Source organism: Erwinia sp. 1181_3 (assembly GCF_052824965.1).
The window spans coordinates 191,840-204,717 of record NZ_VTDE01000005.1 but is presented as its reverse complement, the minus strand read 5'-3'; the positions used below and the strand labels follow the sequence as shown (position 1 = coordinate 204,717).

Annotated in this window: 11 protein-coding genes; all 11 read right to left on the bottom strand. The window is 49.1% G+C overall.

From position 1 onward, the window contains the following. Nucleotides 1-11: 11 nt before the first annotated feature. Nucleotides 12-392: a hypothetical protein gene (locus FY046_RS15405; protein ID WP_446186246.1), complete on the bottom strand. Its 381-nt coding sequence runs from the start codon at nt 390-392 to the stop codon at nt 12-14. A 48-nt stretch (nt 393-440) separates the two neighbouring features. Further along, on the bottom strand, nt 441-2,177 hold the full coding sequence (locus tag FY046_RS15400; RefSeq protein ID WP_446186245.1) for an AAA family ATPase: 1,737 nt from the start codon (nt 2,175-2,177) through the stop codon (nt 441-443). A gap of 10 nt (nt 2,178-2,187) precedes the next feature. After that, the gene (locus tag FY046_RS15395; RefSeq protein ID WP_446186244.1) at nt 2,188-4,716 is read right to left on the bottom strand and encodes an Hsp70 family protein; all 2,529 of its coding nucleotides are present in this window, start codon (nt 4,714-4,716) and stop codon (nt 2,188-2,190) included. Between the two features lie 10 nt (nt 4,717-4,726). Continuing rightward, a complete protein-coding gene (locus tag FY046_RS15390; protein ID WP_446186243.1) occupies nt 4,727-5,713 on the bottom strand; it encodes a hypothetical protein in 987 nt (328 codons plus the stop codon). A gap of 20 nt (nt 5,714-5,733) precedes the next feature. Beyond that, the gene (locus FY046_RS15385) at nt 5,734-7,233 is read right to left on the bottom strand and encodes a hypothetical protein (protein WP_446186242.1); all 1,500 of its coding nucleotides are present in this window, start codon (nt 7,231-7,233) and stop codon (nt 5,734-5,736) included. Nucleotides 7,234-7,480: 247 nt separating this feature from the next. Beyond that, nucleotides 7,481-8,833 carry a glutathione-disulfide reductase gene (gorA, locus tag FY046_RS15380; protein WP_133844393.1) on the bottom strand — a complete coding sequence of 451 codons (1,353 nt, stop codon included), beginning with the start codon at nt 8,831-8,833 and terminating at the stop codon, nt 7,481-7,483. 332 nt (nt 8,834-9,165) lie between these two features. After that, a complete protein-coding gene (locus FY046_RS15375; RefSeq protein ID WP_446186241.1) occupies nt 9,166-9,627 on the bottom strand; it encodes a DUF943 family protein in 462 nt (153 codons plus the stop codon). Beyond that, nucleotides 9,611-10,462 carry a YPO3983 family protein gene (locus FY046_RS15370; RefSeq protein ID WP_446186240.1) on the bottom strand — a complete coding sequence of 284 codons (852 nt, stop codon included), beginning with the start codon at nt 10,460-10,462 and terminating at the stop codon, nt 9,611-9,613. Before FY046_RS15370 ends, FY046_RS15375 begins: the two co-directional genes overlap by 17 nt. A gap of 152 nt (nt 10,463-10,614) precedes the next feature. Further along, a complete protein-coding gene (locus FY046_RS15365) occupies nt 10,615-11,079 on the bottom strand; it encodes a DUF943 family protein (protein ID WP_167864227.1) in 465 nt (154 codons plus the stop codon). Continuing rightward, nucleotides 11,063-11,911, bottom strand: a complete 849-nt coding sequence (locus tag FY046_RS15360; RefSeq protein ID WP_159337759.1) for a YPO3983 family protein — start codon at nt 11,909-11,911, stop codon at nt 11,063-11,065. Before FY046_RS15360 ends, FY046_RS15365 begins: the two co-directional genes overlap by 17 nt. Nucleotides 11,912-12,085: 174 nt before the next feature. Continuing rightward, nucleotides 12,086-12,868 carry a nucleotidyltransferase domain-containing protein gene (locus tag FY046_RS15355; protein ID WP_167864281.1) on the bottom strand — a complete coding sequence of 261 codons (783 nt, stop codon included), beginning with the start codon at nt 12,866-12,868 and terminating at the stop codon, nt 12,086-12,088. Nucleotides 12,869-12,878 lie beyond the last annotated feature (10 nt).

Sequence of the window (12,878 nt, the reverse complement as noted above, 5' to 3'; positions counted from 1 at the left end):
AGATAAATGTTTCACCTTCTTATAAAGTTAAACATTTTTTGCCGCCAGGAGAGTTTAGGTTTTGATTGTGCCGAGGGCGGATTAAGTAAATCGCCGGGCAATCGATATATGCGGTCTTCCTCATCCATGACACTAGCATTGAGGATGACCGCGATATCAAGCATCTTGCAATAAAGGGCCTGCTCAGGTCTCTTTGCTGAGACTCTTCCCTCATTCAACTCCAGCCAGTGAGTTTCCTCCTGTTTCCAGAGTGCAAAATGATCACCATTGATGGGGTCAAATGAGAGTTCATCGTCGTTGTTAACCAACTGAACCCACTCTTTGTTGTCAATCGGGTGATGTTGGCCATCCCACCAATGTTCTCCCCGAGTGATATGCAGTTCCCATCCCATAGTATGACCTCCCTCTTTGTTGTTCACGTATCACTGGTCTGGCAAGTATCAATCCCCGACCTGCCGCGACTGGAAGCTCGCATAACGGTTAATCTGATCTTCTGAGACTGAAGGGCGAAAGCCCGCACGTACGGTGGAAAAATGCCGGTCGGTAATGGGTTCACGTTTTTCCAGCGCCAGCTTGGCGGCTTCGTTAACCATAAAGCTCAGATCGCTGGTGACATAGCCTTCCGTCAGCAGGGCAAGACTTGTGATATCAATCGATTGAGTCGGGCGATTTTTCAGTAACAGCGTAAACAGAGACTTGCGCGCGGCAAAATCAGGCAGGCCGATATGGATTAATTTATCCAGCCTTCCGGTGCGCAATATGGCCGGATCAATCATTTCCGGGCGGTTTGTGGCGGCGACAATAAAGATGCCTCTCTCATTGCAATTCGTCATTTGAGCGAGGAACTCATTGACCTCAGCGGCGTAGCCATGATTGCCCTGATCTGACTCTCTGTCAGGTAGCACTGCATCCACTTCATCAATAAAAATCAGCGTGGGCGCATTGGCTTTGGCCCGACGGAACAGGTTGCCGATTTTTTCCTGCGTGCCGTGAATATAGGTGCTGGCGAGGTCGGACGGTTTTATCTCAAGGTAGAAAAAGCCTAACTCCTCAGCGAGTTTCTGCGCGATATAGGTTTTTCCACATCCCGGTGGGCCGTAAAATAGCAGTCCATTGAGTGGTTGAATGCCGTAGGTTTGGTATAACGCCTTATCGTTTAACGGAGCGATAATATCTTTATAAAGCAGTGACTTTAATGCATCCATACCGGCGATGGCGGAAAACCCCTGCGATGCAGCGGGGCCGGACGGTACCACTGACGGTGGGTTTAACAGTTCCACCGGTGAGGAAATGGCTACTGTGGGAAAGGCGAACATCTCATCGCGCAGGCGAATGATGTCCCGTTTTAGGGCCTCTGCGTTGGCATATCGCTGGTCCGGTTCCAGATTCAGCGCACGCTGAACGATCGCTGCCAAATGCACCGACGCATTTGGCAGGATTCTCGGTAATCGGGCACAGCGGGTCAGGGCGATAGTCTGCCTGATGTCATCGGTCGGCATCTGCTGCCAGTCTATCGGGTACTCCCAGGCATGGTGGCCAGTCAGGCAACGATAAAGCACGCAGATAATCGAGAACAGCGGGCTGTTGTGTGTGCTCCGTCCCAGCAGATCTTCTGGCGCAAGGCAGGCTAGGTCGATGGGCGTTGCCGATGCGGTATCGGTGCTTTTCAGATGTTCACTGACCCGCACAGGTAGCCAGAGTGCGCGTCGTAAATCGGCCGTATAGTCGATAAAAATATGGTTCGGCGTTACCGTAATGGCGCCCGTTTCAGGCAGTTGGTCACCTATTGATATCAGGGCATCCAGCAGGTCCAGCGTAAACTGGTAGCTTTCATAAGCCTCTAATTTTATCTCGCGGGAAAGCAGGATGGATAAGCGCTCTCCCGAGACAAAATCCATCGTGAAGTAATGCATACCGTTCCGGGCCACACTCTGCTGTAGTGGATAACATTGAATGATGTTGTCCCCTTTGAGTGCACTGGCCCAGCGTAGTGATGCCGTCAGAGCAGGCAGATCGACCACTTCTGCCTGCTCTGCGGAGATCAGCTTAAGAAACTTCACCTTTTGCTGTCGATCTTCCACACGGTACAGCTCGCAGAAATCGCTGGCACCCAGATAGGCCAGCACCTGAAACTGGCCGTCAATTAACGTATTTTTGCGGAATGTACCCTGTTTCATTCAATGGCACCTAAGTACGCAGCAGGTTGGTATTAATTTTATTACCCAGATCGGCATAGCTGCTGTTCTGCATCAGCTGCAGTACCGCCTGTACCGCCGGGCGCAAACGATCAATATCCGGGTTCATCTCTAACAGCTGTTTCAACTGCTGTACACCCTGGCGGGCTGTTGCTTTATCCAGCCATGAGATCCTGTCAAAGTCCTCATCCAGGTAGTAGATAAAGCCCACCCAGAAGCGGATATCTTTCATTTTTAGCTGGAAGGCCGTGTCCTCGATTGCCTTTGTCAGCTTTTTGGCAGAGTTAACATCCTGGCCGTTGATGATGGTGCGGGCATCCTGCTGATGGCGGGCAATCTGCTCACTTTCTTCGCGTGACCCGGTCTGCTGTTGCAGTTCAAGCAATTCCTCTAGTGCCTCTTCCAGCCCTGCCTGCGCCTGCGGCCAGGCATCCTGCTTATTAAACTTGTCCAGCGTTAAAAAGGCGGTTTTGACCTGCTGCTGAATCTGCTCTTTAGTGTCACGCTCCTGGCCACGGTGTTCCAGCTGTTGCTGCGCTTTTTCGAGAATGGTGAGCTGCGCCTCGGCATCGGCAATGCCTTCGCTGGCTAAGGTGCGCGCCGACTGGCTGGCTTCGCGCAGCTGTTTGTGCAGCTCTTCGCTGTCAATTTCCGGCTCAATGCGGGATTCGATGGTGAAGTCGAAACTTTCATCAAACGCAGGAATATAGACCGACACCAGAGTGCGGCGTGAGGCGTCAATGTGCAGTGTCAGTTCCACCTCGCTGCCCTCCGGTAACAGCGAAGGAAAGTCGTCACCGGTAATGATCACTTTGCTGTGGAAGTTATTGAGGATAGCGCGGCTGACTTCCTTCTCAAACCCGCTGGATACCTCAAAAATCGGTATCACAATCCGGTCCTGGCGGTTGCCGGGGCGGATGTTTTTCATGGTTTTTAATCTAGCGGTGCCTTTCGCTGGCAGGGAGGTGTTTTTCTCCAGCCCCTTGATAGGGAGCACGCCTTCGGAGGCGCTGTCAGTGTAATACAGTTCCAGGCCAATCGCGTAAGGCAGGGTCGCGCTGGCGATTTTCAGCCCATTGATAATGGTAATGGATGACGGTTCACAGGGGATCGGGGTGCCATCTGGCGCGCTAAGTTTCAGGGTAAACTGATTGGCCTTGCCTTCATTCAGCAACAGTTCGAGCAGTTCTGCATCGTCTTCAATCATCACTTTGCCCGATGACCAGGCGCTGTCACCACGAATAATCTCCAGCGCAAAGGTCTGCGGTAGGCTGGCGCTCGACTGGTTACGATCAATACGGATGCCCAGATTAACGTACGGCTCCACGGTGGTGTCGCTGTATTTCAGGCTTAACTGTGCTTTGGTGCTATCGCGTTTCTGTAACACCAGCGGAATATCGCGGGTGGCGGCAAACAGGGCGGCGCCTTTTGCTACGGCGGTCATCGGGTCAATACTGCTGTCGATATTACCGCCGATTTGTTCTTTCAACATCCGGCGCAGGGTCTGTGAAAAGGTCGGGCCGCCCACCAGAATCACACTTTGCAGATCGCGCCCGGAAAGGCCTTTGCGTGCCAGCACGTTTTTAACAATATCTATGGCCTGCTGGAAAATGGGTTCGCAGGCGGCTTCATACTGCGCCAGAGAGATGCTGACTTCAGCCTGAATTTCTTCACCGTCGTCATCGTTTCCCAAGTCTTCAAGTAACTCATTCCAGTCACTTTTTGAGGAAAGGGCGATTTTCGCTTCTTCTGCGTGGCGTTTTACCGCTGCCTGTAACAGTGCAACATATTCCTGATTGTCGAGAAAATCGTCCAGCGCACACTGCTGTTGAAGCTGAGGAATAATCAACTGGTCGATCAGGGCATTATCAAGGTCTTTTCCGCCCAGGTGGTTGTCCCCTTCGGTATCCACCACCTTCATAATGCCTTCTTCAACATGCATTAGCGCCGCATCAAAGGTACCGCCGCCGAAGTCAAACACCAGCCAGTAACCGCTGGCCTGCGCGGTTTTAATCCCGTAGGCAATCGACGCAGCAATCGGTTCTTGCAGCAGTTCGCAGTAGCCCAAGCCAGCGAGTTCCGCTGCGCGCTGGGTGGCATCAAGCTGACTCTGCTTAAACATTGCCGGTACGGTAATCACTGCCGCATTAATCGCCTCATCGCTGCTGTAGCTTTTTAGTTTTTGTAAAATTTCAGCGGAGAGATCTTCCGAGCTGTAAGCGTGCTCCATATTCGTGGAGCGATACTGATGATCGGTGCCCATGGTTCTTTTAAATTCCTGGTAACCATTAGGTGGTGTCGTTTTTCGATTTTTTAGTGCGGTTACCGCTTCGTTTTGAATGATATTTTTCGCTTTGCCACCCATGTAAACGGATTTTTTCTTATTATAGGCAACACAGGATGGCGTAGTGTCCATCTGGGTTTCATCGGATTTTATAATCACCGGCTCGCCGGAATCCATGCGGGCAATCGCCGAGTTGGTGGTGCCCAGATCAATACCATAATCAATTTTCTGACGCATAAAATGTCCTTTATCCCACGCTGACTTCGACGTCGGCGATGCGGTTAATTAAGCCGTTGTGATTAATCTGTGGTGCCACCACCTTGGTGATCACACTCTTTCCGGGCTCCAGATCGTCTGAGGGAATGACTCTGGCATTGATGGTCATGCCTTCATCGAAATCCATCCCGGTATAATCAATAATCTCGTAGCCCTGCTCACTCAGCTGATTTTCCAGCCGCTCAAGTGATTTTTTCAGCGGAGTTAACCCCTTGGTTTCCGTTGGCAACGCGGCCAGACGTTTACGCATACGGAAAATTTCATCCGCCACTTTCAGCGGCAGCGTATGGTCAGGCTGTTCTGCGGCGGCAGCCTTGCTGCTCTCCGCGCTGGCTAGTAACGTCATACGGCTGACTACTTCCGTCAGGCTCTCGGCCAGCTGGTGGTCGGCTTTGACCATCTGTTGCTCGGACTGGCCAACGCGATCAAGTGCCTGTTGCAGCCCGGCTGACGCCCCGTGCGCTACCGATTTCACTCTTCTGCGCAGCAGCAGATAGCCGCTGAGGGCTATCAGAATAAATGCCCCCAACACCAGCGTCAGGGTGAGGCTGCGCTGGCTGACTTCGCGGGCTAACTGTTGATGACGGTTTTCCAGCGCGTCCAGCGTTGAGGTGGTATCACGGTTTGACTGCTGCTGTGCAGTGGCGACATTCTCCAGTTTTTTATCGATGTCGCTCAACGTGCGGTTTTGCTGCTGCGCGCTGGCGTCCTGCTGTTGTGCACGGCTTTCCAGCGTGGCATCCAGCTGCTTCACGCGCTGATTATTCTCCTGCTGCTGCCGCTTAAGCTGCGTATTCAGGCGATTGATTTCTGCACGCGAAGTACGAACCTGCTTTTTAAGCTGATTTAACTGGGACTGTTGCTGTGCCAGCGCCTCTTCCGGCAGGGTATTGTCCGCTGCCTGTGCCACTGAAGCTGCACTGAGTAATGTGGCGATAAGAATACATTTTATTCTCATTATAATATCGTGACCTTGTATTATGAAAATATGGCGAAAAGAATAAATAAAAGAATACCCCAGCCGATCAGACTGCGAATTTTGTCTTTTTTCTTATTTTCCTGCGCCGTTTTTACCGCTGTGTTAATTTCATTTAGCTGCTGATAAATATTGTTGACCGACTCCAGGTTTGTATTCAGGCGGTTCCTGGTGTGTTCATCCACCTTAAATTTACGCAACATTTGGGTTAAGGTGATGGTCTGGGACGTTAAATCAATAAGCTTATTTAACCGGGAAATATCACCATTAGCCGCTTTTTCGAACAGTGCCAGTTCCTGGTTAAACTGATCGACCAAATAATTAAGTACGTTATTGGCACAAATCGATGAAATCATCTGATGTGAACTGTTTTCAGTATCACATTTATCCAGTTCGCTGTTTAGCACATTGATGATGATTTTTGCATGTGCGAGCGATTTAATCGGCGTCTCTGAATACTGTATGGTGCTGGCAAACTGTTTATGTGCTTGCTTATCCGCCTGGATTTCGGCCAGCAACTGTTCGTTTTCAGCGATCCTGTCTGCGGTTTCATCCCATGATGGTAGTAGTAAAGCTTTATTGTTCAGCTCAATTGCCAGTTCCGTATCATCCAGCTCATTGTTAGCGTAGATCGAACAGTCCAGAACCTCGCAGGCGTAGTCATTGAGGACGCTTTTAACGCGATAGTTAGTACGATAAGGAAACAGAGCATCAACGCTGCCTTGATAGTGCAGTAACGCATTGCATTCGGCTATGTCGTCACTCTCTTTGTCTTGACGCTGCTTGCGGCTCCAGGCAATCGCTTCTTCAAGGATTTTGATATGTGGAGCCGTCATGCGGTTCAGCAGATATTGCTTTGTATCCTCCGGGAAGGTTGCAAACAAGGACTGAAGGTCGGAGGTGTTTTCTTTTTTTCTAGTGGCGGATTCAGCATGAATAAATTCAAGGATAATATCGGCTAACTTTCGACCAATGGTGTTCTTGTCGATATTAACAACGGTGCTCTGGAATATTTTATCAGCCAGCTCATCCAGTTTATGTGTGACCACGCTTCCCAGAATTTGTAACGCGCCATGCACATTTTTTTCAAATTCATTGCTCTGGTAGCATTGTAAAAAAAGAATAGTTGAATAATTAATCAGCCATGAAAAATGCGGCACATCGCTTTTCAGTATCTGCTTTCTCCAGATTTCACAGGCTTTTTCAAAACTGTGATTTTCCAGACACTCCAAGGCTAATTCATCAACGCTGTCATCTTTGATAAACCAGAAAAAGGCATGAAGTAATTTACGCTCGTCGTTATCGAGCTGTTTAGCCGCGTCATCGACCGTTTCAACGGTTCTGGTTAACGGAAACAGGCCGGGAAAATCCAGAGGATATTGGTTGGATTTACCAAATTCAATGCGCGTTTTTAAATCATCAACACGTTTAGTTAATTCTCTGCGTGTTGCGGTGGCTTGCAATCCTAACGTCCGCCAGGGATTGGTAATAACTGGACCCACTTGAGACTCCATCCTAAAACAAGAGTAATCTTAAAGACATCTTATCTTTTCAGGAATTTTTTTTCCAGAAATGTGTTCAGTAATAGCGCAAAATCAGACGGTTGAGCAGGTGGGGGCCGTTCTGTTAGGTCCAGTGTAAAATAGATATTCACAAACGTGGCTGTTGATTTCGGCAGGCGAAAGCAGAAAAAAAAGCCTCCACTGGAGGCTTCTGGTCTGAGTACAGTGTGAATGTTGCACTGCGCCGTTAACGCATCGTCACAAACTCTTCCGAACCCGTCGGGTGAATCGCCACGGTGTTGTCGAAGTCTTTCTTGGTCGCGCCCATTTTCAACGCCACGGCAAAGCCCTGCAGCATCTCGTCCATACCATAACCGATGCCATGAATACCGACGATTTTCTCATCGGCGCCCACGCACACCAGCTTCATGCGGCACGGCTGGCGATGCTGGGTCACGGCGGTGTACATGGCGGTGAATGAAGATTTGTACACTTTCACCTGGTCATCACCAAACTTCTCGCGTGCTTCTGGCTCGCTCAGGCCGACTGTGCCGATTGGCGGGTGGCTGAACACCACGGTTGGCACATTGCTGTAGTCCAGATGCTCGTCCGGCTTGTTGTTAAACAGGCGCTCGGACAGGCGACGACCTGCGGCAACCGCGACCGGCGTCAGCTCGACCGCGCCGGTGTTATCACCGACGGCGAAGATGCCTTTCACGTTGGTGTTCTGGTACTTATCAACGCTGATGTACCCTTTTTCGTTCAGCTTCACGCCGGTCACTTCAAGGTTCAGGTTGTCGGTCATTGGCTCACGACCAATCGCCCACACCAGGCAGTCAACGGTCTGCTCTTTGCCGTTTTCCAGCTGTAAGGTCAGGCTACCGTCGGCGTTTTTCACTACCGCTTTAGGAACCGACTCGGTGTGCAGCGTCGGGCCTTCGGTGTTCATCACTTCCACCAGCGTGTCGACGATCAGCGGATCGAAGCTACGCAGCGGCGCATGTTTACGCACATACAGATGGGTTTCAGAACCCAGCGCGTTCAGCACACCAGCAATTTCGACGGCGATATAGCCTGCACCGACAACTGCAGTGCGTTTCGGCAGGGCCTGAAGCTCAAAGAAGCCATCGGAGTTAATGCCGTATTCTGCGCCCGGGATGGTTGGCTGGCTTGGGCGGCCGCCGGTGGCGATCAGAATATGATCAGCAGTGATCTTCTCGCCGTTGACTTCCACTGTGTGCGCATCAACGAAACGGGCATAACCTTTGATCACGTCAACGTTATTCTTGCCCAGCACGTTGTCGTAAGAGGTGTGAATACGGTCGATATAAGCGCTGCGATTTTTCAGCAGAACGTCCCAGTTGAACTGGTTAACGGTGGTATCGAAGCCGTAGTCCGGGCCGTAGTTATGGATAGCTTCGGCGATCTGTGCCGCATGCCACATCACTTTCTTCGGTACGCAGCCAACGTTCACGCAGGTGCCGCCGAGATCTTTCGCTTCGATTATCGCGCATTTCTGGCCATACATGGCCGCACGGTTGATGGAGGCGATACCGCCGCTGCCGCCGCCGATGGCAAGGTAGTCATAATGTCTGGTCATCGAGTCTTCCGGTTAAGTGAGAGTCTGTCCCACCAGGCTATTTTATTTGCCATTTTGAACCCGGGCAGTGCTCAGAATCCTCACGTACTCCGTGTACGCTCCGGTTCCTCCGCGCTTTCCGTGTCCAAATTGGCTGTAACAATAACGCCTGGTGGGACAGACTCTGAGTGAGTTAAATCAGCTGGCGTAGAGTGTAACGCCACAAGGGGAAAACCCCCAAAGATTGCGTCTATGATTGTGATAGGGAAGGCACAGAGCAAGCCCTGTGCCTGGGATGGCTTGGGGTAGCGCTGACTACATCAGCAGGTAGCTATTTTACGGGTGTTTTCTTTTTAATATTCATACTTCACAATCTCACCCTTTTTATTCATGCGATATATTCCATCGCGCACAGTGAATAATATGTCATTATTTCTACCCGTCTCAACGGAAAAAACCCGGTTTTTATCAATGCAGTTTTCTTTAGTTTTCATATCAATAAAGCATCGTCGGTCGTACTTACCTTGCTCTTTATATCCATCACCAAATAACCAGAAAACAATAGTAAAACTGCCATCACTATCTGGATTGGGTATTTTATATTTCGAATCCAGTGCTTCTTTGTGTTTCAACCACCAGTTTATTTTTCCACTATTAGTTAATGGGAAGTTTTTAACCAAAACTGAGCTGAACTCACCATCATTATGAATGGCGACTATCTCTACTGGACGAAGGGACAACCAAGTGCAGAGACAGAGGAGAACCGCACAAACACAGGAGGAAGCATAGAATGCTTTCTTATTTTTTACTTTCATTACGGTTTCCAGTAATTTCAATGTTTGCTTCCATATTGGTCATAAAAGGTTTAAATCCGAATTTATCGTAGCGCTGAAGAACGAACCATATACGGAAAAAAATAAAATCTTTGAATTTAGTGTTTAAAATATCAGCGTTATCGAGACCAAAGTGATCCTGCACTTTGTAATGCACTACAGCACGATAGCGATCGTAATCAATCTGCAACAATTTTAGTGTGATATGCGTTGCCCATGTATCGTGGACGGTAATCCCCATACCGTTGAAGTTATCCTGAAATCTGTCAAATTTAGGTAGTTTTCCATCAAGGATAGATTTGATCATTTTTTCCTTTTTATTGACTGGATAACATTTATTTTTCCAATCTATATTTACACTAAATGCTTTTTTCAAGATTAAACGTGTACTGTTTTCCGGAGAATTATCATTCAAAATTTGCTCTTTCAACGCCGAATCCAAATGCATACTGGTAAATGCCGCACCGTTTCCGTTCTGCATATGCGTGATCATCTGAGCGATGACATGTCTGTAAGGGCCGTAAATAGAGAATATCCGGGATAAATCGCGGAACTCGTCAAACAAAATGCGGGCACACTCCTGACGGCTTATTTTTTCACTCGCGCCGTGTGAGCTACTGTACATTGATGGTGGTCGGTTAGACGTGGTGAATTTTGTCAGCGTGAAAGGGTTTACTCGCCCGGAGACATGAGCAAGGCGAAACCGTGTCTTTAACTGTTCCGCCGTCAGGTCACCGCATTGCATATCTTTGGCATGGTGATCGTCCATGCGGTTTTGCGTGGTGAACAGCTTGCAGGGTAAGGGTAGTGCGGCCATAATAAAACGCTCCTTGTGTGATACCCGTTTCCAAATAATTTTGGGTATATTGTCCATGACGGTCTTTGTCGGTGAAATAATAAACGATCGCGGGCTGTTTTGTAAAAAGAACGGTCTACGTCAGCAGGCAATTTAGCGCGCTGGCATCTCATCTATTCGTATTTTTTCTTTATCATTTCACCGTTGTCTTTTAAATAATATATTCCACTGTCCATGCGAAAATACAGCCCTGTGTTTTTACTGTATTTTACCATCATCAGAGAATCTTTATCGATACAGTTTGTTTTTGTTTTCATATCCTCAAAGCAAAGCCGGTCATTACCATCTGTTACTTTGTACCCTTCACCAAAATTCCAGAATATTACAGTGAATGATTCATCGTCATCAGGTTTTGGAATGTTGTATTCTTCTTTTAATTTTGATTTGTTTTCCATCCACCAATCTATTCTTCCTTTTTCTGTGAGCGGAAAGGTTTTTACCAGAATGTCACTATAATTATTTTTTTTATGAACTGCGAAAATTTCCACTGGACGTAACGATAGCCAGGTAGTGTAACCAGCAATAATACAGCCAGAAAAGAGTAGTGCATGGACCGTTTTTTTACTTTTTTCTCTCATTACGACCTCCGGTAATCTCAACAGTGGCTTCCATATTGGTCATAAAAGGTTTAAATGAAAATTTATCGTAGCGTTGAAGTAAGAACCAGATGCGAAAAAACGGGAAATACTTGAATTTGACGTTTAATATATCATCATTGTCCAGGCCAAAGTGATCCTGAATTTTGTAATGTACCCGCGCACGATAGCGATCGTTATCAATCTGCAACGATTTTAGTGTGATGTGTGTTGCCCATGTGTCGTGGACGGTAATACCCATGCCGTTAAAATTATCCTGAAGCCTGTCAAATTTTGGCAACTTTACTCTGGATATTGCGTCTCGCAGTTCGCCCTTCTGTTCTGATGGGTAATATTTCTTTTCCCAATCTATCTTTGAGCTAATGGTTTCTTTTAAAATAAGGTATGTACTGTTTTTAGAGTTATCATTCAATACTTGCTCTTTCAATGCCGAATCCAAATGCATACTGGTAAATGCCGCACCGTTGCCGTTCTGCATATGCGTGATCATCTGACCGATCAGATGTCTGTAAGGACCGTAAATAGAGAATGTCCGGGATAAATCGCGGAACTCGTCAAACAAAATGCGGGCACATTCCTGACGGCTTATTTTTTCACTCGCGCCGTGTGAGCTACTGTACATTGATGGCGGTCGGTTAGACGTGGTGAATTTTGTCAGCGTGAAAGGGTTTACTCGCCCGGAGACATGAGCAAGGCGAAACCGTGTCTTTAACTGTTCCGCCGTCAGGTCACCGCATTGCATATCTTTGGCATGGTGATCGTCCATGCGGTTTTGCGTGGTGAACAGCGTGCAGGGTAAGGGGAGTGCGGCCATAATAAAACGCTCCTTGTATGATACCCGTTTCCAAAACGGTGTTGGGTAGGTCGTCCTTGATGCTTGTCATCGGTGAAATAATAAGCAGTGGTGGGGTGTTGTGTAAATACAGCTGGCGTCCATAAAAGGTCGCACCATGATGGGGGCACAGAGCGAACCCTGTGCCTGTTTGCATTACGGTGTCAGCACGGTCTGCATCAGCAGATGGTTTAGTGCGCTGACATCACGTCGGGCGCAATCGGAGAGCGGCGGGCGTTCCTGCTGCGCCAGCTGTTGTTCAATAAAGGCATGGATGCGTTCACGGCGCGGGCCGTGTTCAGCTTCGCCCGCCTGGCGTTTACGCTCCAGCAATGCCTCGATCTCCGCACGCAGCAGCGGGTCACTGACCGTACCCGCCATCAGTCGATCAAAACGCATCGGCGGAACGCCTTTTCCGGCCTCAATCCACTGCACGGCCAGCAGCGGGCGCAGCACGTAAAAGTACTTTTTCAGCCGCACCTGTTCGTCCTGCAGATACCCGCGAAAGTTCTTCTTGGCCATGGCCAGATAGTGATAGCGCGCCCGCAGATCGCTGAAGAAATCCGGCACCAGCCCACGTAACGCCTGTACTGTTTCAGGGTGCTGGCGATAGATGACGGGTGAATCCAGCCACTCCATCAGCGTCGGGTTGGCGGCTTTCAGCAGCCCCAGTGTTTTACGCAGCTCCCAGCCGCAGACATCCAGCTCGCTGTCGATCGGCAGTTCGATAACATCCCGCGGTGGCTCGATGCGCAGATACCACTCGGGCTGATGCACATAGATAAAGCGCACATCGTAATCACTGTCGGGGGAGGAAAATCCCCAGCCCCGGCTGCCGGACTCGCAGGCATACAGCACGCGCACGTGGTGGCGGGCTTCGATCGCTTCTAATGCTGTCAACACCCGCTCACGCATAGCCGGGCTGATCGTTTCTTCCATTTTCATCAGG